The organism is Taibaiella lutea (assembly GCF_008629695.1).
GTDB lineage: Bacteria > Bacteroidota > Bacteroidia > Chitinophagales > Chitinophagaceae > Taibaiella > Taibaiella lutea.
This window is the reverse complement of record NZ_VWSH01000002.1, coordinates 163468-188979: the sequence shown is the minus strand read 5'-3', so window position 1 is coordinate 188979 and position 25512 is coordinate 163468. Positions and strand designations below refer to the sequence as shown.

The following is a 25512-nucleotide window of genomic DNA, read 5'->3' as shown; positions in this document are numbered from 1 at the left end:
CCGTAAAGTTTGATAGAAGAATTACAGATGTTATTTTTTGTCTAAATTTGAGAGTAATGACCCAATAAAATAATCTATGCTTAATAAATTTCCTGGGCTATTGGGTTATGGTGGAGTAATTGCCATTCATGCCGATTGGCCAAATTATCCATCAGGCATTGGGTGGCAGTTCGCCTTAAAAGCGTTAGGTAATTTTCCCTCAAATACAACCTTCTATGAAATAGATGATATTGACAGGTGCAAATTATTGATTAATCAAAGTCCATTAAATCTATCAAATCCATGTGATATCAAATATTATCATTTGGCAATATGGCATAGTGACTTGATAGAGTTAAAAAGGCGCGGTTTTGTTGACGGCGTAGTCGAAAAAAGTGACTATGATTTTGAATTAATTCGCTTTCAAAATTTCAAGAAGATTGTTGGAAAGAACTTACACGAAGATAAAGATGGAAATATTATTCTCTATGCCAAAGGTAGTAATGGACAATTGATAGAGACAAAATATATGAAGCCAATACCTGAAAACGAAGATGGCTTGAATAATAAAGGCTGTGCAATAATTACCGGAACTATAAGCTTGACAAAATGTGGCTTTGAAGAATTAATTAAGCTGTCTAATGAAAATAAGCTTTCTGAAAAACTGCATAACTTAACTGAACCATTAATTAAAATAGGAAGGTTTGATACAGCCATCAGAGAGGCTTCATTATTATTAGAAACGATTATTAAACAATTTCATAATAAAGTTTCTTTGTTTGGTCATAGACTGGTTGAATTTCACTTAGAGGAAATAATTAAAAACAATGAATATTTTAATTCAGCTGAGATTAAGTGTTATCGAGGAGAATTAAGGACGATTTTCAGTTTTATAAGAAATGATTTCGCTCACAATTTTAAAGTATTAACAGAGGAGCAATGTAAAATGATTTTATTAAGGATTGACACCACTCTGCAAGAATTTGAGGAAGTAGTAAATGTATACTTTAAGATAAATAGTAAGGAGTGAAACATGTCTTATTATGACTATGATGCTTCGCTAAGAATTTAAGAAATGATTCGATTCAATAATTTGTTGAAGGAAAATATTAACTTGATATTCTGTAGCCTAATTTTTCCATAACCCGCACATACTAACAATATTCAACGGCAGCTTCTGCGCGGAGTCTTAAGTCTGTATTGGAAAGTAATTTATACACATAAGCATTGCAACTTAGTCTTGTAACCCTTGCTCGTCAAGGGTTTTCTTTTTGTATTGCATTCAGAAGTAATTGTAAGCATCCATTTATTCTTATACACATCTGTTTATTCCGGGTTGTTTTGTTGATCTTCAATTGGGTATGCATATCGTTGTTTCCTCTAAATCAATTTTTAAAAATACGGGATGATGAAATAGCTGCTTGCATGTCTGTTTTGATATAAGTATTGTTATCTTTATAGAACCACCAATAAACCTTTTATAGGCTTCAATCGCTGGTCAGGTCGGGAACAAATGAAGGCGATGACTATAACTACTTTTTATGAAGAGGAATAAATTACTGGAAACACAGCTTCAGGAATTATTGCCGGAAGCGTTGCGTAATAATGAATTGCTGCAACCCTTCCTGGATGCAATAAGTAATTCTTTTGACGCTTTTGAAAAAGATATAGAGCTTTCAGAAAAAGCATTTCGCACAACGGAAGAAGAATACGGGCAAATCAATGCGCAGCTGAAAAATGAAATCAAAATAAAAGAAGCCTCTATTGTTCAATTAAAGGGCGCGGTAGCAGAAATAAGCAATACACAATTATCTGAAAACAATAATGAACTTTTAAATATAGCCTCTTATCTTAAGACACAGGTATCTCTCAGGATAGAGGCCGAACAATTATTAAAAGATCAGAAAACCTTTTATGAACAGATCTTAAATCAGATACCGGCTGATATTGCCATCATCAATCAGTATCACCGGTATTTATTCGTAAACCCAACCGCTATCAGTAACCCTGAAGTGAGGGAATGGATAATCGGCAGGACGGATGAAGACTTTCACAGGTACCGTGGAAAGCCTGTAGAAAACAGTATTAAGCGCAGGCAGCATTTCGATGAAGTAATAAAGTCGGGCAAGAAGCAGGAGTGGGAAGAAAAGCTTATTACCGAAGACGGCAGGGAAGAATACCATCTGCGCATTTTACATCCTGTGTACAACAGCCTGGGCGAATTTGAAATCATGATCATTTATGGTTTCAATATTACCGAAAGAAAAAAAATAGAAGAAAAAGTAAAGCTGAATGAAAGCCGCTACCGCAGCATATTCGACAATAGCCAGGCATTGATATGCACGCATGACCTGAACGGATTGATATTGGAAGTAAACCGTTCGGCTGTTAAAAGCCTGGGATACGAAACCAACGAACTTGTAGGTACCTACTTATTCGACCTGTTACCGGAAGATAAAAAAGATGCATTTAAAGAAAGCTATCTTGACGTTATAAAAAAGGAAGGCAAAGCCGAAGGTATCATGGTTACTTTGAGTAAACAAAACAAAAAACTGTATCTTCTTTACCAGAATTACCTTGTCAACAACGATAAGGAAGCGCCTTATGTAATTGGCTTCTCACAAGATATAACGGCTCGTATTGAAGCTGAGCGCGCACTGAAAAAAAGTGAAGAAAAGTACCGCAACATTATTGCAAATATGAATCTGGGGCTTGTGGAAGTTAACCCGCAAGAAGAAATTATCTATGCCAATAATAGCTTCTGCAAAATGAGCGGATACAGTCAGGAAGAATTAATAGGCAAAAATGCAACTCGATTATTATTGAGCGAAACAACTACACAACTGGTAGCCGACATTATAAAAAGAAGAAAGGAAGGTCAGGCAGATGCCAACGAACTCAGGGTTAAAAACAAGAAAGGCGAATTGAAATGGTGGCTGATAAGCGGCGCGCCTTCGTTCGACGAAGAAGGAAAATTCAAAGGCTCCATCGGCATCCACCTCGATATTACGGCACATAAAGAACTGGAAGAGCAATTGCGCAAAGCAAAAGCCGATGCGGAATTCTCAGCAAAAGCCAAAGAGATATTCCTGGCAAATATGAGCCACGAAATCCGTACGCCTATGAATGGCATTATGGGCATTAGCGGTTTGCTGCTAAAGACGCAGCTCGATAAGCAGCAAAAGCTGTATCTCGATACCATAAGAAATGCAGCTAATAATCTGCTCATCATACTGAACGATGTGCTGGACTTCTCGAAAATAGAATCCGGTAACGTAAAGCTTGAGTACATAGCCTTCGATCTGAAAACATTACTCGGCAATGCTGCACAAATAGTAAAATATAAAGCAGAAGAAAAAAACGTCGCTATTCAGCTGCATTACGATAACAATATCGCGGACGCCCTGTTTGGCGATCCTTACCGCTTAAACCAAGTCCTGATGAACTTACTTAGCAACGCCATTAAGTTTACGGATGAAGGTATGGTTGAAATGGATTGTCAGTTACAAGAAACAACCGATAATAAACAGCAGATTTTATTTTCTGTAAAAGATACCGGCATCGGCATGTCTCCCGGATTTCTCCATCATCTTTTCGATAAATTCAGCCAGGAAGACGAAAGCATCACACGGAAATTCGGTGGAACAGGACTGGGCATGAGTATTACGCAGCAGCTTGTTGAAATAATGGGCGGCATCATTCATGTCCGGAGCAAAAAAAGCGTCGGCACCAATATATCCTTTAGCTTAAGCTTCCCTGTTGCAAAAAGAGAAGACATAGAAGCTACAGTGCAAAGGCCTGTTAATGTGAATATGCTGGATGGCAAATCTATACTGCACGTTGAAGACAATGAAATGAACCGCTTGCTGACCGGAACCATTTTAAGTCATTACGGTGCACAGGTAACCGAAGCGGAAGACGGGTATAAAGCTATTGAAATTCTAGAGGCCCAAAAACAGCAATTTGACCTGATACTCATGGATATTCACATGCCAGGCAAAGACGGCCTGGAAACCGCACGCTATATCCGGAAGCATATCGATAATACGATTCCGATAATCGCCCTTACTGCCAATGCATTTGCACAGGAATCGGAAAAGTGCATTGCCGCAGGCATGAACGACTTTATTGCCAAGCCCTTCGAAGAAGAAAAACTGGTCGGACTGATAGCATCATGGTTGGTAAAAACCAATGAGATACCCGGCAAAATTCATAGGAAAACCCGCTCCGCTGCTCCTGTCCGGAAAGCTTCCGTAAAAAGCGGAAAAAAGCATTTTGATATAGAAGTGATGAAAGCTTATTTCCCCGATGATATTCCGGCCTTACATGAATTGATGAAGATCTGTGAAAAGGAACTGACAAAGTCTATGGCTGCTATTGCCGTATCTGTCAGGGATAAAAACCTTCCGGAATTAAAACAACAGGCCCACAAACTGAAAGGTTCCGCGCTGATGTCGGGTATGGAAATTTTATCGCAATTAGCTTATGAATTAGAGCAACTGACTCTGTTTGAAGATAAAAAAATAACGGATATGGAACAGGCTGTAAAAACAGAAATCCAATATCTGTTGAATGTGCTGAATGAACATCAACAAACAAGCTGACAAAATCAATTGAATATATATTTAACCTTAATACACATTAAATTACCTACGTGTCTCATGCGAAGGTTTTTTGTATATATTGTCAATGCTTTACCTCTCTCTTGCCAAAGTCTTTGTATCTGTCGTCAATAGTCTATATATCTCTTGCCAAAGTCTTTGTATGTGCTATCAATGGTTTATGTATCTCGTGTCAAAGTCTTTGTATGTGTTGTCAATGGTCTATGTACCTCGTGCTAAAGTCTTTGTATCTGTTGTCAATGGTCTATGTACCTCGTGCTAAAGTCTTTGTATCTTTTGTCAATGGTCTATGTACCTCGTGCCAAAGTCTTTGTATGTGCTGTCAATGGTCTATGTACCTCGTGCTAAAGTCTTTGTATCTGTTGTCAATGGTCTATATATCTCGTGCCAAGGTATTTGTATATGTCGTCGGGGGTGTATAGCAGATGAGGTAAACAGTATAAAACTAAAATGCGTCCGGCACTTTTGAGGTGTCGGACACATCTTACACCGCCTGCTATAAGAATAACGTCCGGATTTTAACCGTGACATTATGAAGGGCAACAGCGCTTCATTGCTTTTCTGTAAGATATCTCCAATACCGTTTGGGAACATGTTGTATATGAAGCTTCATATTTTTCCGTTCTTTGACATTGGTGTTATTGAAATAATCTTTCCAAAGTGTGGCATATAGTGATTCGCAGTCGTCAAGTACCACATCTTCCGGTACTGCTATGGCATTGGCTTCTGCATCCTCAAAAATAACCTCCTGCACCTGCTTTAAATCATAATACAAACCATAATGACGCCGCTCATCATACAGCACCCAGGGCTGATCGGCATAGCGCCGCTGAAAATGTTCCGCCACCAATGGCAATACATTATAGTCAGGATTCACAACTGCATGATACAACCGGTTTGCCCCTTTCTGAAAACGTATAAACGCTTTCATTCTATGCCGCTCGCGCGATACCTTTTTTGCAATCCGGCTTAAACCCAGCACCAAATCATTCCCGTAATTCTTATCAATACCTGCAACATTATCGAAGATGTATAAAGCATAATCAAACATCAACTGCCAGGCCCTGATATCATCGGCATACCACCCTGTATAAAAATCCTGGCGGTGTGTGGCATCTGTCTTTTCATTTAATCCTTTCCACACCCTCAGTGCCTTTTCTTTATTGGTATAAACAGTTATAGCATCGCCAAACATCTCAGCCGCAAACGTTTCTTCCATACAAAGCTTCACCTGCTTATGTTTGCGTTCATAAGATTCAAAAATGCATGTAAGCAATCCGTAAAAAGATCCGTCAAAAATATAAGATATCATATGAAGCGTATTAAAACAGTGAAAGCTGTGCCGGCGCTTTCGGTACCCATTTGCTTTGCCCTTCCTGCAAAATAGTCTGCTTGATTTCAGCGGCATTTTTATTCTTCAGGCTGAAAGGCGAATCTGCACATCTGATAAAATGTTGCGCCCGGTTATAAGCAATACCCATCTTCTTTATCTGATAGATATGAAGCTTACCGAATTGCCGTGCAGCCACTATCTTCTGCGCCGAGCGTACACCAATGCCCGGTACACGCAATATCAGTTTATAATCGGCACAATTAATATCTACCGGAAACAAATGCGCATTACGCAATGCCCAGCTCAGTTTCGGATCCACATCCAGATCGAGGTCCGGATGCTCGTCATTCACAAGTTCATGTACCGAGAAACCATAAAAGCGCATCAGCCAGTCCGTCTGATACAAACGGTTTTCGCGGATAACGGGCGGAGGCGTACCGATAAGGGGTAACAAACTTTTGTCATCATTATTGATAGGAATATAACCGCTGTAATACACCCGCTTCAACGAAAAGTCTTTATAGAACCTATCCGCCGTTAATAATATTTCTTTATCATTTTCGGACGTAGCGCCGATTACCATCTGCGTGCTCTGTCCTGCAGGCACAAACTTCGGTACCGATTTTATAAGCTTCCGCTCACTGTTATATTCAATGGATTTATTTCTTACGACATTTAATTCCTTCTCTACTTCCCTATGCGATTTTTCAGGCGCAACCATTTGCAGTCCTTGTTCCGTAGGCATTTCAAGATTAATGCTCATACGGTCTGCATAAAGGCCGGCTTCCGTAACCAATGCTTCACTCGCACCGGGAATGGTTTTTAAATGTATGTATCCGTTAAACTTTTCTTCTAATCTTAATTTCTTTACAATGCCCAGCATACGCTCCATTGTATAATCTGCATTTTTAAAAATGCCGGAGCTTAGGAACAGTCCTTCGATATAGTTTCTCCTGTAAAAATTCATTGTCAGGGATACCACTTCTTCAACCGTAAATGCGGCCCTTTTTACATCGTTGCTTTTGCGCGATACGCAAAACTTACAATCGTAGATACAGAAATTAGTCAGCAATATTTTTAAAAGAGAAACACAACGCCCGTCTTCGGTATAGCTGTGGCAGATACCATTGCCGGTATCGCCTACCCCACCATTATTATTTTTGCGGTTGCTTCCACTCGAAGCACATGAAACATCATACTTTGCGGCGTCTGCTAAAATGGATAATTTTTCACGGATTCTTTCACTCATTATCTGGTCGTTGAACCATAAAAATAAGATGAAAAGACTAAATCAGCGGGAGAAAATGGTATAAAATCCGGCAGTTTTTTAATGTGCCTATAGCCTTGCTCTTACGTATGCGATATTATTTTTTCTGTTACAAAAACGATTTAATAATGATTTTATGAACGTAGCTATTTTTACTACTTATTAACGATGGTTCCATTTTAATTACAGTTTTTCTAAAAACCCCTATCCTATCTTTACACCCTAAAAAAACCAATACCATCTTTCAAAGATAAAATACCATGAAAATTTTATTTATCTGTGCCGCCATGTTTTGCTTTTCAGGTAGCATCGTTACTGCACAAACCAATGTTACTTTTACCGTAAGCGGGAAAAACATTATTGATCCATGTGGCAATATCTTTATCCCCAGAGGTATCAATTATTCCCTGCTGGATGACTGGAACTTTCCTTCAAACCTCAACAATGGTGAACTGAGTTCACAAATTATACAGGCAAACCCTAACACCGTACGTATTCAATGGTACGCTGATTACGGGCAATCTTCACGCCCTGCCTATTCGCTGAGCGATCTGGATAGTGTGGTCAGCCGTTTTGATCGTGCAAATATTGTATCTATTGTTGAGTTGCACGATTTGACGGGCTCTAAGGATTATACTGAATTTAACAACCGGATATTATCATGGTGGCTGCAGCCTGAGGTGTTGCAATTTATTCATTCGCATAAATCGCATCTTATTGTAAACCTTGCCAATGAGTTTGGCCCTGCAATGTATCCGCCACCGGATTATAATTTAGATACTAATTACAATGCCGAAATACCGGCATGGGTAAGCAATTATAAAAATGCGATAACCAGTATGCGCAATGCAGGTGTTACCGTTCCTATAATGATTGATGCCACAAACTATGGCATTGACTTAAATATGGCATTAAATAATGGAGCAACGTTGGAAGACTACGATCCTTTGCATAACATTATCATCAGTGTACACGGATATTGGAATAACACGCTTCAAACAATGAGTATAATGGCCGGGCAGATAAGCCAGGCAGCCTTCCCAATCATATTGGGCGAAACAGGCAATGCAGATGCAAATTGTGACACACTCTTTTGGTATAATTACCTGTTACAATATTGCCAGAATGATCATGTGGGATGGCTTGCCTGGACATGGAACAGGGATGAATGCAGTATAAGAAACATGACCGCCAATACTCCAGGCGCTCCGACAGACGGGCAATTTAATACTTTGATGCCTTATGGGGCAACCATCGTAAATGATACCAGCTTTGGATTGGCAACACATGCTGTTAAGGCTTGTTTCAATAATCCTGCAACGGGTATAAATGAACTTACAGAAAGTGACTGGAATTTTTATCCTAATCCGGCTACAGATCATATAAACATTTCATCGGCACACAACATTCCGGTAGAAGCCATAAGTGTATGGAATATAAACGGGCAAAAGATGGATAACATCTTTACCAATAAAAAAGCTACCGTAAGTACGACCTATACCGGTAATTTATCTGCAGGTATTTACATTATTGAATTTGCGGATGATAAAGGAAATACTTATCGCAGAAAGTTTATAAAAGAGTAATTGATGAAGAATGGAACATTATCAGGATTTGAATATCGGGAGTATAGGCCATTCGTTAACCATTATCAGCAGCTTTTCCAATAGCCTTATATGTAATCAATATTAAAGCAGACACCCATAAAACCCTTGCCGGCAAGGGATTTATGGGTGTCTGCTTTTCTCTTATCTCCGTAACAACTTATTCTGAAAAACAGATTCAGACAAGAATATAAGATTTCTTCATGCACTTATAACATTGGTAACGTTGAAGGTTTAGCCAGAAGAAAAAAAACCTGACAAATCCTGACCTTGGAAGGCGTTGATCCAAAGTCCCTGTTTTACATTTCGGGCATGGCCTTTCAGTTTGCAACCTTGTACCGGCGCTATTTTCATCAGGTAACATGATGCTTTATTTAAGATATTTTCAATTGAGTATTCGAAGAGAACGGATACAAAATTGATTCAATTTTTCGGGCAGAAAAGATTAACTTCTTGTTACGGTTTCCTTTCCGGTTTCTATTTAATATTCAAATGATTTTACAATAAACATTCTCATCAACGTTGAATTTCATTTCCATACCAAACTAAATTACTTATATAGTCTTCTTTTAGCCTGTCAAATTAAAATTGATAAAGCAGAATTTTGCTTTATAGTATAGCTGTAAGCCTTGGATGATAAATACAATATCAACATTAAGTTACTGTTAAGTTGCACGAATTAATTCTTGTAATGCATTGAATTACAAAAAAATACAATTGCAACTATTAAGAACATAACAAGTGAATTATAGGTATGTGCTTGCCTTTTGGTGAATTTTGCACGAAAGAACTCAGATGTCCTGCGTTAAATGAAATGATTGTTTTCAATTTCAACCCGGCCATTTGATGTGTATGATTTCGTGTTGAACTATTTTAAAAACCAATTGCAATGACAAATATAACTCCCGCTACACATAAGGGGCTTAGTGAATTAATTCTGAACAATATTGAAACATATCAACAAACTAAAGAAGCGGAAGATGTTTTAATTGTTTTCAGAACCAATCTGGAAACATTAAAACAGATTTACAACGAATACACAAAGAAGGTTAAAGAAGTACGCGAATTAGTGGAACTGTACAATCAGGTACAGAATTGTACAAAAAAGAACCTGCGTAAAGCAAGGAACCGAAAAAAGACATCTGCTCCGTTGGTTAAGACCAAGATACTGTTCAGCATCAATAAAAATGTAGGGAATACACTGGAGTTAAGCGAGATCAATGTATCAAATAAAAAATCAACGTTAGGTAAATTTTCTTATGCAACTGCAATAAGCCAATAAGTTAAAACCTAATCAAATTATCAGGATTAAAGGCTTGCGCAATAAATATCATTATGAAATTCCGTTTCTTTTTACTTGTATTATCTGTTTTCTTCAGTACGGCAAGAGCACAGCTTATTATCAATGAATTTTCACAGGGGGCCAATGGTGCACAGGAATATATAGAGTTGGTTGTTGTAGGCCAAAGAAGCTGCGCAGGCGATAGCTGCATAGATATAAGAGGATGGATTGTAGATGATAATAACGGATGGTACGGCGCTTCGGGAGGACAAGGAATTGCACCGGGCCATATACGTTTTTCCAATGATCCCAATTGGTCCTGTGTTCCTTACGGCTCTATTATATTGTTGTACAATATGAGTGATAAAAATCCGGTAATAACTTTGGCAGATGATCCTACTGATGCCAATAATGACAATGTATATGTATTATCTTCTGTCTCTCCGTTAATAGAAGGCACAACAGCAACACCGGTCTCACCATCTTCGCTTACCTATTCCTATCCATCAACCACTGCTTATACAGCTTCTCCGGCATGGAACTGCATAGGCCTTGCCAATACAGGTGATGCTGTTATTGTTGTTGATCCTGCTGCTCCCGGCACTGCGGTACATTCTATTGCCTATGGCAACCTGACTTCCGCTACAAGCGCTGTTATTAATAAAACGACTTCGGGCGGTGCAAAAAATTATTATCTCACTAATGATCAATATACATCATCTGCTGCTTACAATGTAGGCAATGCTCCTACGGACGAAACACCCGGAGCACCAAACAATGCAGCAAATGCAACATGGATTAACAGCATGTTGACCAATGTGAGCGGTTCTGCTGATTATGATATTTATGCCTGCATCGGCCAGGGCAATTCCTACAATTTTAATGGCAGTGTACTAACCACAACAGGTATTTATACCGATACTTTTAATACTTTATTGGGTTGTGACAGCATCATTCATTTACATTTGGATGTTGTAACTCCTATTGTTGTAAATGGAATAATAAGTAGTTGTCAACCTGTGGTTTTTATTGGGGTTACTTATACGTCATCGACAGTTGTAAACGATACATTATTGTCTGCGTTAGGCTGTGACAGCGCTTTTGTGAACATGATTATACAAATTCAAACAATAACTACAACTGAAATAAGAGATACTGTGTCCGGTTGCCAGTCTATTGTTTACAATGGCGTGCCTTATACAATGAGCCAGGAGATTACAGATACGATTAAGACTGCGGCGGGTTGCGACAGCGTGTATAAAAAAGTTTACCTGAATGTATTGCCTACGCCACAGGTCGACGTCTCTGATAATCTAACTATCTGTAAAGGAGCAAGTATAACGCTGACAGCAAATGCTGCTTTTCCCGTAACATGGGACGGCTACCCGCAGGGCGCAACTATTAATGTAATGCCGGAAGAAACGACTGAATATATAGCGCGTGTGGTCAATGAACTTAATTGTGAAGGCAATGCAAGCGTAACCGTTTACGTCGAGAATTTTACATTATCATTAAACGCTTCAACAACGGAAGCCGAGATTGGTATTCCTGTAGAACTGACTGTTACAGGAAATCAGGATTTTCAAGTAACAAGCTGGCAGCCTGCAAATCTTTTTCCCAATCAAACCCTGAAACAGCAGAGTATCACCTTTCATGAAAAGGGAACAGCATACATTACAGTAACCGGAGAGACGGAAAGTAATTGCAGGGACACTGCTACGTTATCCATAAAAATTTTGCAGTCGCCTTCTGTTTTTATTCCAACCGGATTCACACCGAATGGTGACGGCATGAATGATTACTTCAGACCGCAATTCATCAGGGATTATGACATACGCAACTTTTCTATCTTCAACAGATGGGGACAAAAGGTGTATGGCATTTATACCAAACAACAACTTGGTGATGGTTGGGATGGCTCCTTTAACGGCAAAAAATGTGATGTAGGAACCTATTATTATATTCTTTCTTTACAGGATCCACTGAAAAAAGAGTCGGTAATAAAAGGTGACGTTACGCTGGCAAATTAATATGCTGTAAAAATCAGTATTAAAAAACATTGAACTATTCAAACGGCAAGCTTAAATAGCTTGCCGTTTTTGTTATTCATCTTTAAAAGGATGAAATAAAACACTACTGAAGACATAATCAATTATAGTTGCCTTTTTAAATTAATCTTATGAATGCATTATGCCTGCATCAACTGAATGTTGCGTAATTATTTTTTTGAATAAGTATTATTTTCCGAATGTTGTTTTATTGTTACCACTGAATTTTAGATCATTGCAAATATAAGTTATTACAAATAGCATTTTAAAATACATAACTAACGTATTGTATTGATGATAAAAAGCCATTCTATCTTTACCATGTATCTCGGTCGGATACGCCATGAGTTGCCCTATAAATCTTGTTTAAAATCATCCCTATTTCCTTGCTAGTCTGCTTATTAAGCCAACTGCTGGAACTCACCCTTAAAGATGTTTTGAATTTTAAAACAAGTAAAAAGGGTAACTCATGTTTTTTTAATAAGACCGAAATATACATTCATCCAGATGCTAAATTTTTCATAAAACACAATAGTTGACAGTGCCTGAAATCAAAAATATAAAGGCAAGAAGGATTACCAACACTATCGTGATTATCAACAATTATAAAATTATATCTTTAAATATAGATTACATATTTACACTTTTGGTAACGTTCCAATCATAATTCTTTAATTAGGCTTTACGCAAACATCCTGCCTATTTTTACATCGTATCCGACCCCCGATATAAAGTATCCGACCAAAATACGCGTTCAAGTAAGATGCTGAAAAAAACAAAAAATCAGCATTATGGTGAAAATCACAAAAACCAAATTTATGAACCAAATTCAAAAAACAAATCGCATTTCCGGCGTGTTTTTGGGAAGCATGCTTATGCTTGCTTTGCAATTATTTTCCGGCAATGCTAATGCAACCATTATCCCAACCGATTCTTTTGGCTGTACACAAACTCCAACCCCTATCAGTACTTGCGTAGGAGTAGGTTTTAATGCAAATAACTGGGTAGGTTCCAACAAATGCTGGATATACAAAATCAATACTACTGGTTACACAAGTATTGATATGGATTTCAGCACTATGAAATCTGCAGCAGCAGGTCCTACTACCGGTACTGTTTCTTATAGCACTGTTAGCCCTAACGGCCCATGGACTACATTTTCTTTAAATACCTATACTGTAAGCACAAGTTGCGCAGCGAAGCACATTGATCTTCCTGTAGGAGCTGAAGGCCAATCAGTTTTGTACGTAAGAGCTGTAATGACAGGTGCTACTGCTAACACTGCAACAAACCGTATCACTTCTGATGACGTGTTTAGCGGTACAGCTTCAGCAACATGTCCTTCACTTGTCGGTGGTACTGTTTCTGCAGATATTAATCCTGTTTGTGCAGGAACTTCTGCTACGCTTTCACTTACAGGTGCTTCAGGTGGTGCCGGTATCACTTATGTATGGCAGTCTTCTCCAAATGGCTCTACTTTATGGGCTGATATTGTTCCTGCTGAAACAGGTTTGACTTATACTACACCAACTACACTTAACGATACAATTTTCTATCGTGTAAAAACAAGTTGTGGCGCTAGTTCTACATTTTCTAATACTTTTGAACTTGATGTACTTACAGTTACTGTTGGTCCTATCACTGGTTATACTAATCCATTGATCGTAGGTACTACTCAAACATTAGCTGATACAAGTTCTAATGGTATCTGGGTTAGCAGCAACGAATCATCTGCAAGCATTGATGAAACAACTGGTGTTATGACAGGTTTATTCGGTGGTACTTCTGATATCAGCTATCAGGTTTCTGATATCGTTACAGGTTGTACTGCTTCTAAAACTATTACTGTAAATACAGTATGGCCTAATACATTGGCTTTGTATGCAGGTTCAACAGGATCTAATACAAATGTTATCAATGTTCCTGGTGATACAACAACTGTTTTGGTTCCTGTTGGTTTTGGTACACTTGCTTCACAATGCGGTGCTGGTGGTTACAGCGGTTTGACTTTAAACCCTGCTGTAGATACTGCTTACAGATCTAACGGTCCACACATTGGTTACAAAGTATATGCAAATTCAGGTAAAGCCTTGAATATGTATCGTATCCATGCACGTGCACGTACTTCAAGCAGCGGCGCTCAAAAAGCTGTTATTGCTTACCAATATTGGAAGATGGGCACACCATCAGGTTGGGTAGTTGCTGCTAATACTATTAATTTAGTAAGCAGTGATTGTAATGTTATTAAAAATGACTGGGATTTTAATACAGGTATTCCTGTTAATCCTAATCCTACTGTATTTGGTATGGACAGCCTTGAAGTTGCAGTATATCCATTTGCTCCTGGTACTTCAGGTGGTACATTCCAGTTGAATCAATTGGAAGTTTATGGCGTTGTAACAAGTTCTGCAGCTTGTGACGAAGCTGATGCGGCTGATTCTTCAAGCCCTTCTGTTGTTTATTTCTGCGATACTATGTCGACGTTCCTTAATGCAAATATCGGTACTGGCGCTTCTGTTGGCCCTGGCATAACTTATCAATGGCAAAGATCTACAACTAATGCTCCTGGTTCATATACTAATATTACAGGTGCAACAGGCGCTGTTTTAGGAACTGATACTTTGGCTCCCGGCCCGATTGCCGATACAATGTATTATAGATATCAAGTTGCATGTAGTGGTGATAACTTTGCTCAATCTGTCCCAACAATAGTAGTATATAGCCTTGCTCCTGCTAATGGCGGTACTATTTCAGGTATAATAAACGGTACAGGTGCTCTTGCAGGTAAAGGCCGTATGTTCATTGATTCTACTTATACCTTGACAAGCTCTGTTCCCGGTGGTACATGGAGCAGTAACGACACAAGCGTTATATCAATCGATCCAACCAGTGGTGTAGCTACACCTCATATCCCTGGTGATGCTATCTTTACTTACCGTGTTGCACCATTCGGTTGCACTGCTTCATCAAAAGATACTGCAATTGCATTGTATAATGGAACAAAAGCGCTTTATGTTGGTGAAAATGGTAACAGTACAAATATATATCGTGCAACCGGCGTAGCAAATGGTACTTCAGCAAGTCTGATCACTGCTAACTGGACCAGCGGCGCTACTTGCGGTAATGGTGGTATTTCAGGTCTTGTTAATACTGATATAGCTAAGAATGACGCTACTAACGGACTTGTTGGTGTGTCTATAGCAGCAGCGACAAGTTCTTTCACTACTACACAAATCCGTGCTACTGTAAGAAAACAACCTTCCGGCGCTTATAAAGCTTACCTTGGTTACAGAAAAAATGCAGGTCCATGGACAACTTCTGCTGCGGTAAATGTACAGGATGATGATTGCGGTTACAGTCACAGCGAAATTTCTTTCCCTGCTGCTGTTACTGTTGACAATGTTAGTACTTATGATTTTGTTGTATTTGCATACAATGGCGTTGCAGGTCCTCCGGCAACAACATTCCAGGTGAATTCAATCAGCGTTATCGGTAACGGTGCAGAATTGAATAAAGGTACAGGTGTTTACCGTGCAATTAACTCAAGCGACGTACAAGTGTATCCTAACCCTGTTGAGAACACATTGAATATCGATGCTACACAAGCAGTTAATGTTGCTATCTTCAGCATTGACGGTAAAAAATTGTTGGAAGTAAAAAATACCAAGAGCGTAGATGTTAGTACTCTTGTAAGCGGTATGTATATCGTTACAGTGTCTGACACTAACAACATGTTGTTGAAAACTGACAAGTTTGTTAAAAAATAAGCTTTAGCAGTTTATATTTTCTCTTTATGTTATTCTTATGGCTGCCCTTTCCAGGGCAGCCTTTTTTATTGATTACATTAAGGCCTATCTATCTTTTTCTTCAATTTCTTTTGAAAGCATTTGAGAAAGATTGTTCAGCTTTCTGTAAGGCACATTGGCCAATAGCCTTTTGAAATCAGCAGTCGTTTCAGCAGGACGTAACAAGGCAAAAAGCGGATGGTCTTCAACTACCCTGACATCCTTATCGGGTTGCCAAAGGAAAAGATCGTTTGGTTCGCAGATTAATATCTCGCAAAGACGTTCTATGTAGGCAATTTTGATATAAGGCCTATGTGCATTGACAAAATAAAATGCCGCATCGCGTGGAATACCGTTTTTAATCAGAAATCTTGTGGGTTCTTCTATTCCTCTTGCCCGAAAAATGGGTTTAAGATTGAGTATAAGCATTGCAATATTCTTTTTAGTTTGATAGTATATTGTAATACAATCAAAAATCATGCCAAAAATTGCAAGCCTATACCTAAAACTTCAAATGCAAATGTTAAAACTAATAATGTAGCTGCTACAATTATCAGTGCGATTAAGAGGTACACAATTACGCTTAAGAGGTACACAATTACACTTAAGAGGTACAAAATTATACTTAAGAGGTACACAATTACACTTAGAAACTATACAATTATACTTAAGTGGTACACAATTACACTTAAGAGATATACAATTACACATAGGAGGTACACAATCTGGATTAAGCGTTATACAATTACACTTACAAACTATACAATTACACTTAGGAACTATACAATTACACATAAGAGGTACACAATTTTGATTAAGTGTTACACAATTGTGTTACGGTAAAAACAAAACATAATTGCGAAAATTGCAACAATATTTACGATAATGACAAATATTGTTGCGGTAACCTGTAAAACAATAGCACCCAGCTTAAAAGCAGGTGCTATTGTTCTTTGTTTTTTCTTTTTAATCAATTCATGCCTTCCTGGTATAAAGACAATTATTGAATGATGTAATCAAATTGTACATAAACTTTAGCTGTTTCGCCTGAGACAAAATGCACTGTTGCTTTATCTGAAGCTACATTACCTTCAATAAAATTACTTAGGATATTCAACAAATAATAAGAAGAAAAAGTACCAGATACAGTCCCTGTAAGGTCATCTTCAACAGTTATATTTGCGCTAATAGGCAAATCCATAACGAAGCTATGGTTTGCTGTCGGACCACTAAGTGTAACATCTACGTGCCCGGAAACATGGACATGGTTTTTTACTTTTGTATATAAGAATTTAGATGCTGTATAGGTATCAGAGCCCGTAATAGTTGGGTTATATGTGCCGGTTTCAATATCAGCAGGATTTGCATAATCAGTACCCGATACAGCAGCAACAATATCGCCGCTGCTGTTGGCTTTCAGCATGGCAGAGGTAACCTCACTTTGTCTGATGGTACCATCTACATCGAGTTTCTGTGCAGGAGAAGTTGTTGCAATACCAACATTACCATTTGTAAGAACAGATATTCTCGATGTATTATTTGTACCGATTTCAAAAGGATAATTACCGATGGTACCTACTGCGCCAACTTCACCGGAAATACCACCAGACCAATATGAACCGGGATAACTGCTCCCGGTATATCCTACGGCTAACATGTGTACAGTACTATTCAGGTCATTCATTATTCTAAGATCGGAATATCCTGTTGCAGTAGTATTTCTGATTATGGATACAGTATTGCCACCACTACCTGAAATGTCTAAGACTCCCGCGGGTGAACTTGTCCCGATGCCAATTTTACTATCTGTTATAAAATTTCCGCTTATCCATGCATTTGCCGATTGAGCAGATGTATTTTGATTTTGGATAAAAGCCTGATTACTCCATTCTCTGCTGGCAACCTGATTCCAGGGTTGCCAGGTTGTCCCAACTCTGTTTCTATAAACAAATTTATCTCCATCAATAGAAGCATAGTGTGTATCTGCTCCAAACTGGAACCCATATCCGGTATCAACAGCAGCATAAGCATTGTAAAATATTCCGTAACGGTCACCGAAAGGAGAAGTTCCGGATGTATTATTGGCATCAAAGAATACACCAGATGTAAGTAAATTGTCAAAATTTGTGGTGCTAGGTGTAAAGAAGACAGATCTTGAAGCCGTATAATCTCCGTTTGGAGGCATCCTTAGAAAGGAAATATCAGGTGCAGAGTCCAAGTTACTGAACGTTGGAGCATGAAATGTTATCTCATCGCCAACATTCACACCGGATGGTATTGCATCAAGTGTAATCCAAAAGGTACTTGGTTGCGCCGGCACATTTATGGTATCGGGCACTTCTATTAATTCAATAATTCTATATTCACTATGATTTATTTCAATAAATTGTCCTTTTGCAATGAAATAGGCATAGTTTAATCGAATTTTGTTATCTGATATTTCCTCGACAGTAACGGGGATGGAGAATGCTCCTACAGTACCAGAGCCGGTTGCTATTCTTGTTTCTGTGCCATTAAACCAGGTTTGCCCTTTTTCGAAAGTTCCAATCTCATTTATAATTTCCGAAGGTTCAAATAAAGGAACAATCAGAGGATTGCTTTCTTTTGTTGTGTACATAAATGTAGAAGAACTAAACTCTACCAACTCTGATGAACCTACCTGAGAAGATAGTCCAACAGCAAAACTGTTACTTGAGGTATTTGTAAATAATCCATCGGATGGAAAAATGCAGACAATGAGACTTTCCCCACGTGGCGGGCCACCGATACCGTATGCCCCGTTAAAACCGGGATTTAAAATAACGCCGTCTTTTTTAAAGGAACATAATGCAGAATGCGTTATAGTACGCGGCAGATTGCTTCTTGATTTGTAAACAGAAATGCAATATTTCACATCACCAATAAAAGAATGGGGACTTCCCAAGCCAAAAGTATCTCTTGTTGTTCTGATGAATTGTTCACCATTTTCCAAAAAAGATTGTTCATTGCTATTGTTGGTAATTCCATAACTATTAATCCCTTTAACGAAGTTGGATGAAAGCCATTTTTTATCGGAAAATTTAATAATGGTTCCATTTGTCAATGCATAAGGCGTCATATAAACCGGCGAATTACCATTCTCCAAAATTTCACAGGCATGAACATAAATAGGCGTACGTTCATTAATTTTAACGACACAGCCGGTTAAGGTATATGGTTTAAAGCCGGTATACCAGACTACTCCATCAAAATTGTTGCCATAAATATCTACGTAATGGTACGTACTTGTCTCTGTTCCTTTGTAAGTATCATCTGCTTTTTTTTGCAGCGAGGAAATGGAAACACAATCACTTGCCTGTCCTTCAAAGTGATTACCATGAAACTTAACAGAACAAAAACTAATCTCGAGATCAATAACATAAGGGGCATAGTGAGTTGCGCTATCTGAATAATGAATGTTGCCTTCCAGATTGTTATCACTGATAGTTACCAAATCCTTTGCAAAAGATCCATAAATAATGCGGCTGTTATCGTGGCATTTATTGTTTTGAAAATTAAGCCCCCAACAAATATATCTATCATTTGTCTCTACGCCGTTGCCGGGATTAATGTAAAATCCCTGATAAAGCACCTCATCATTTTGTTTAAATGCACAATGAGTGATATTAATAGAAGCAATATCATACAAATTACCAGCGCCGCTGCTGAAATTAAAGACCCTGTTAAAACCCGAGAAATAGCATTCATGCACATTAAATGGCCATGTAGGCCCTTTAAATTGTGACCTGAAATCAATAGCATACGTGTTGCCTGCCTGTCTTCCACTCTTCGCACGAAATCCAATGCCTCTCCAATATACTGAATCACATACTGAGGCATCGTAAATAATACCGGAGATATTATTTTCTACAATAAACATGGAGCCTTTGTAGGCAATGGTATCACTATAATTATAGGTGCTATAAAATGGGAAGCCCGCTCCCGGATACAGTGCTGAATTTCCTCCATTTTTCATTACTTCCCATGCGCTCTCTTCTCGAAGCAAACTCCCTTGTCCAGTAAATTTTATGCCGCCAATCTTTACATGAACAGATTCTTCCAGATAAAAGTAACCAAATGGAATAACAACATCTTTAACACCGGTCCGTTCACAGAAATCAATCATCTTTTGCAAAGCAGAGCTGTCATTCGTAGCGCCATCACCCACTGCCCCAAACCATTTAAGATTGATGGATTCAGAGTAGTACCTGACCCATTTTCCAGTAGGAACCCCTGAAACGAGAGTTGTGGCAGCCCCGTCGAATACTGTTCCGTAGTTCAAAGGTTCCTGAGAAGCTGCATCCCAGTAAAAATCACCACCACCGCCGTCTGCCGGAGTGTTGTAACCGAGCACATGTGCATGGTTGTCTGAAGGAATGGTTGATAAGGCTTGCAAATCTGCAATTGTTTGTAAAATCATAGCTTAAAGTTTAAAATGAAAAAAATGAATTCTTGTGCGCACAATTTAAAAGAGTAACTGAATGGGGTTTCTGATAAAACTGATAAATCAGTCTGTTATGTTTGCCGGCGTGAAACCATAACATCATTTACAGCATTTGATACAAAGTAAAAGTCCGGATATGCCAATATGCGTCGTACTAAGTTTTGATATCAAATTGTCGCGTCTTTAATTTCATTTACAAAAATGACTCTATATTCCCGGCACTTAAAGTAGTTGTGAAGAGCTTGCGCATTTTTCTTTACCGTTCAGCATGATGATTTAATAACAGAACTATACAGATCAAACGAAGGGATTAAAAAAAATTGATTGTCTGCAGCGGAAAAACAGGTTGTTTATTTTCTACTGACCTGAGCTAACGGGAATTGAATACTTCATTACAACACGTCATCATTTTTTTTAGCAGATAATGTGTATTTAAAAAAACATCTATGATACAATATTATCATAACGTTATTAATGGAAGCAAGGGAATTACAACTATCTGTTTTTAAAACGTTTAAATATCTGAATGGAAAATACATAGCCAACGGCTTATAGGCAGGAAACAGGCCATAAAATACTTTTGCACTCCAAAGCGCTATGCTTTTTAACCATATCAATCGATACTTATCCCGACTGTAATGATGAAAAAAATACTTCTTCTTTTTCCAATATTATTAATCATAGGACTGGCTGCAAGCGCCCAGACAAAAATGCCGGATAAAAAAAATCTGATGCATGAGATGCCATTATTGTTTACTGAAAACAAGGGCCAGATTACAGATAAGGCCGGCAAACCGAGACCGGATATTGTGTTTACGGCAAACAGCGGCAATACGGGTTTGTTTCTTTCTCATACCGGTATTTATTATCAGTTTACCAAAATTATTTATCCGGAAGGCTATACTGCTTCAATTGCGAATCATGATGTGAAAACACAGACAGCATTAGCAAAAAGAAGAGAGGTACAAACGCATCGTTTTTCCTTAGAACTGGCAGGAGCCAATGAGGATGTTGTCATCCGTAAAGAGGACAAGAGTGCAACGACTTATAATTTTTACCCGGGGAATACACCTGAGGGGGTTACGGGAGCGGATGCTTATAAAAAGGTTGTGTATGAAAATGTATATCCGCATATAGACTGGGTTATATACAGTATGGGTAAAGGCCTGAAGTATGACTTTGTAGTGCATCCGGGTGGCGACCCTTCGCAAATAAGGTTGAATATAAAAGATGCCGAAAAGGTAAGCATTACGGAGAAGGGGGAATTGCTGATGCAAACAAAGCTTGGAGAGATACGCGAAGATGCGCCTTCGAGCTTTGCGGATGGAAAGCAGGTTCCCAGCAGGTTTAAACAAAACAGCGACGGGACTATAGGTTTTGATGTAACAACCGTTCCGGGCACTACACTTACAATTGATCCTGTTGTTATGTGGTCTACTTATTATGGCGGTAATCAATATGACATAGCACAAGACTGCAGTGTGGATTCGTTAGGATATGTATATGTTACGGGATATGGGGCTTCTACCACAGCTATAGCCAATGGCGGCTTTCAGAATAGTATTGGCGGCAATAATGATGCATTCCTTGCGAAGTTTAATGCTTCCGGTACTCTTATCTGGGCTACTTATTACGGGGGAGCGCAAGATGATTATGGTTTCAGTTGCGCTGCAGACAGGTATGGAAATATTTTAGTGTCGGGAGATGCTTACTCTACAAACATCGCCAGTGGCGGGTTTCAAAATGTGACTTATGCAAACGCAATCGGAGGAGCCGGCACTATTTATCTGGTAAAATTCAACGCTGCAACAGGCATGCGGCTATGGGCAACTTATTATGGCACAGCGAGTGCGGCAAACAGTAATACAAGTACGGTATCGGGCGGCTTCAAGGGAGTGGATGCAGACAAAGACGGCAATATTTATCTGACGGGCTATACAAATGCCCCGGATGTGGCCAGCGGTGGATATCAAAATACATTTGCAGGAGGTATTAGAGATGCTTTTCTGGTTAAATTCAATGCAGCGGGAAACAGAGTATGGGCTACTTATTATGGTGGAAATGCCGAAGACATTGGCCGTAATGTGGCTACAGATGATTCCGGAAATGTGTACCTGTCGGGACAGACAGCCTCCACATCAAATATTGCAAGCGGAGGCGTACAAAATACCTACGGAGGTGGAGTTTATGATGCTTTCCTTGTGAAATTCAATTCTGCGGGTACCAGGGTATGGGCCAGCTATTATGGCGGCAATCAGGCCGAAAATAGTTACAGGTGCCTTCCTGATTCAGCAGGAAATGTGTACCTGATGGGACAGACATCCTCCACAGCGAACATTGCAAGTGGAGGTGCACAGAATACTTTCGGAGGTGGAATTTATGATGCTTTTCTTGTAAAATTCAATACGCTCGGTACTGTTATTTTATGGGGTACTTATTTCGGCGGAACCGGTCAGGAAAGATTTTCAAACGGCATTATAGATTATGCAGGAAATGTGATTGCTACAGGATTTTCCGGTTCTTCCGGTCTGGCAAACGGCGGCTTTCAGAACACATTGGGCAGCAGTTTCGATAATGATGCTATTCTTGCAAAATTCAATCCTGCCGGTGGTCTTGTATGGAGCAGTTATTTCGGAGGTGCGGACGCAGAAACAGGAAATGGCTGCGCTGTTGATTCGCTTAATAATATTTACATGGTGGGAGGTGCCTCTTCTTCGGCCGGTATTTCCATTCCGGGAACACACCAACCTGTTTATGGCGGCAGCAACGACGGCTTCCTTGTAAAGGTCGGTAATGTAAATCTTATAACAGGTACTACAATTACAGGCCCTTTTTGTGCGGGCTCGGCAGTCAGCGTACCTTATACTATAAGCGGGATTTATAATGCAAGCAATGTATTTACCGCTCAATTATCAAATGCTTCGGGTTCTTTTGCAGCTCCGGTAAACATCGGAACATTTGTGGGAACAACGGGAGGTAGTATTAATGCAACTATTCCATTAAACACGCCACCGGGCACAGGTTACCGCATCCGTGTTGTGAGCAGCAGCCCGGTTATAATTGCACCTAATAACGGTACTAATCTTGTAATTGCAGGTGCCAGTTCCATTACGACTGTTACAGACACGGTGTGCAGTAATGACCTGCCTTATATATGGCATGGCGTCAGTGTTACAGCAGGCGGAACGGCAGTGGCAAGCGATACGATAACAAATGCAGGCGGCTGCGACAGTATATTATTATTGAATCTGGTTGTAAAAACCGCGCCTACACCGCTTATCGTTCATGATACTACATGCCGTAACAACCTTCCGGTTATATGGAATGGCATTACTGTAAATGCTCCTCCAACGGGCAATATAGCTACTGTGGTATATACGGATACAGCTGCAAACCTTTGTGACAGTGTTGTTACTTTACAACTTTTTATCAGAGATACGTCTGCTGTAACAGATCATAAAACTTATTGCAGAAATGTGTTGCCTGTTGTATGGAATGGTATTACCATCCCGGCTACAGCTAATTCAAATCCTAACTACGCTACTTTTAATACTGTCAATGCGGGTGGCTGTGACAGTATCGTAAAACTAAACCTTACTGTAAATGAGGTATATGCGGTTTCAGTCAATGATACTGTTTGCAGTAATCAGCTTCCGATTACATGGAATGGTATTTCCGTACCTGCTCCATCTTCCGGAAATACGACGACTGCTGTTTATAATACGCAATCGGTGCATAGCTGCGACAGTATTGTAACATTGCATTTATTTATTAAACACGCATCGGCGCATACGGTCGATTCAGCTGTCTGCAGCAATCAGATGCCAATTACATGGAATGGTACTACTGTTACAACAGGAGGGCCTGCTGCAGCTGTTTATACTACACCGAACGCGGTTAACTGTGATAGTGTTGTTACATTGAATCTTACTGTACATAACACTTCTGCTTATACACAGGCAATCACTATTTGTAATAATCAATTGCCTTATACATGGAATGGTATTATTGTTACTTCGGGCGGAACCGGAATAGCTGTTTATACCACTGATAATACAGCGAATTGCGACAGTGTGGTTACTTTGAACTTAACAGTAAAAGATACTTCTGCATCTACGGAGAACATTACTATCTGCGCCAGCGAATTACCTTATACCTGGAATGGCATCGTTGTTACTTCCGGAGGCCCGGCGGCAGCTGTTTACGATACACAGAATGTGGTTGGTTGCGACAGTGTTGTAACGCTTAACCTTAATGTGACTACAACTATTCTTCCGACTATTACTGTTACGGTATTCCCGGGAAGTACAATTCCAAACGGGACGCCTGCAACCTTTACTGCGACTATAACAAATGGCGGCACTGCGCCTGTATTGCAATGGCAGAAGAATGGTATCAATGTTGGCACTAACAGCGCTACTTATACAGATTTCGATATAGATTCCGCGGATGTCATAACCTGCGTTTTGACAAGTAGTATAGTCTGCGCTTTCCCGAATGATGTAACAAGCAATCCTGTAACGATGGTGGTAGTAACACCTCCTCCGCCATGTCTTGTGCCTGTTACGCTTATTTCAACAGATATACAGTTTTCTTCTGCTGTATTCAAATGGGCGCATGTAGCAGCAGCGTCGGGCTATGAGGTAGTATTGGATTTACAGCCGACAAATCCGACATCAGGCATGTTCACTACAGATACTGTTTATCATGCATCTGCTATGTTGCCGGGTGTGCATTATTTCCATATAAGGACACGTTGTACAAATGGGGATTATTCTCCGTGGATAACTATTACAATTACTATTCAGGATGGTAACGGCAGTACAGGAACTGCTGATATCAATGCGAACAATAAAGAACTTACACTTTACCCTAATCCAAATAATGGCATTTTTAATGTTATAGGTACAGTATCTGAAAATAAGGCAGGTATAGATATTATAGACAGGTCGGGACGAATTATTTATCGTAACGAAGCTGCTACTCCTGATGGCAAACTAAACCATCGTATCCATCTCTCCGATAATCTTGCTGCAGGTATTTACTTATTACGTGTTACTTCAGGATATGAAGTTTATGTCATTAGGTTTGTCCATGAATAAATAATAAGCACTCTGGTCAATTGCTTGT

At 39.2% G+C, this 25512-nt stretch carries 11 protein-coding genes; 7 read left to right on the top strand and 4 right to left on the bottom strand.

The window, feature by feature from the left end:
- The first annotated feature begins 76 nt into the window (after positions 1–76).
- Positions 77–1009 (top strand): hypothetical protein, encoded by a 933-nt coding sequence (locus F0919_RS08025; RefSeq protein WP_150032239.1) that lies wholly within the window; start codon positions 77–79, stop codon positions 1007–1009.
- A 511-nt stretch (positions 1010–1520) separates the two neighbouring features.
- Positions 1521–4583, top strand: coding sequence for a PAS domain-containing hybrid sensor histidine kinase/response regulator (locus F0919_RS08020; protein ID WP_150032238.1), 3063 nt, complete (start codon positions 1521–1523; stop codon positions 4581–4583).
- 568 nt (positions 4584–5151) lie between these two features.
- On the opposite strand, the gene F0919_RS08015 is transcribed toward F0919_RS08020, so the two are convergent.
- Together F0919_RS08015 and F0919_RS08010 are read right to left on the bottom strand one after the other, a co-directional pair.
- The gene (locus F0919_RS08015; protein WP_190277315.1) at positions 5152–5913 is read right to left on the bottom strand and encodes a TIGR03915 family putative DNA repair protein; all 762 of its coding nucleotides are present in this window, start codon (positions 5911–5913) and stop codon (positions 5152–5154) included.
- A 10-nt stretch (positions 5914–5923) separates the two neighbouring features.
- Entirely contained in the window at positions 5924–7183 is a 1260-nt protein-coding gene (locus F0919_RS08010; protein ID WP_150032236.1) for a putative DNA modification/repair radical SAM protein, read from the bottom strand.
- Positions 7184–7461: 278 nt separating this feature from the next.
- Between F0919_RS08010 and F0919_RS08005 the strand changes: the two genes are divergently transcribed.
- From F0919_RS08005 to F0919_RS07990, 4 genes are all read left to right on the top strand, one after another.
- Positions 7462–8787, top strand: coding sequence for a cellulase family glycosylhydrolase (locus tag F0919_RS08005; protein ID WP_150032235.1), 1326 nt, complete (start codon positions 7462–7464; stop codon positions 8785–8787).
- A gap of 907 nt (positions 8788–9694) precedes the next feature.
- Complete coding sequence (locus tag F0919_RS08000; protein ID WP_150032234.1) at positions 9695–10087, top strand: hypothetical protein; 393 nt, start codon at positions 9695–9697, stop codon at positions 10085–10087.
- A gap of 53 nt (positions 10088–10140) precedes the next feature.
- Entirely contained in the window at positions 10141–12117 is a 1977-nt protein-coding gene (locus F0919_RS07995; RefSeq protein ID WP_150032233.1) for a T9SS type B sorting domain-containing protein, read from the top strand.
- An 836-nt stretch (positions 12118–12953) separates the two neighbouring features.
- The gene (locus tag F0919_RS07990; RefSeq protein WP_190277314.1) at positions 12954–15902 is read left to right on the top strand and encodes a T9SS type A sorting domain-containing protein; all 2949 of its coding nucleotides are present in this window, start codon (positions 12954–12956) and stop codon (positions 15900–15902) included.
- Between the two features lie 84 nt (positions 15903–15986).
- On the opposite strand, the gene F0919_RS07985 is transcribed toward F0919_RS07990, so the two are convergent.
- Entirely contained in the window at positions 15987–16349 is a 363-nt protein-coding gene (locus F0919_RS07985; RefSeq protein WP_150032231.1) for a hypothetical protein, read from the bottom strand.
- 571 nt (positions 16350–16920) lie between these two features.
- On the bottom strand, positions 16921–20358 hold the full coding sequence (locus F0919_RS07980) for a hypothetical protein (RefSeq protein WP_150032230.1): 3438 nt from the start codon (positions 20356–20358) through the stop codon (positions 16921–16923).
- 662 nt (positions 20359–21020) lie between these two features.
- On the opposite strand from F0919_RS07980, the gene F0919_RS07975 reads away from it, so the two are divergent.
- Positions 21021–25484, top strand: coding sequence for a DUF7948 domain-containing protein (locus F0919_RS07975; RefSeq protein WP_150032229.1), 4464 nt, complete (start codon positions 21021–21023; stop codon positions 25482–25484).
- Positions 25485–25512: the final 28 nt, after the last annotated feature.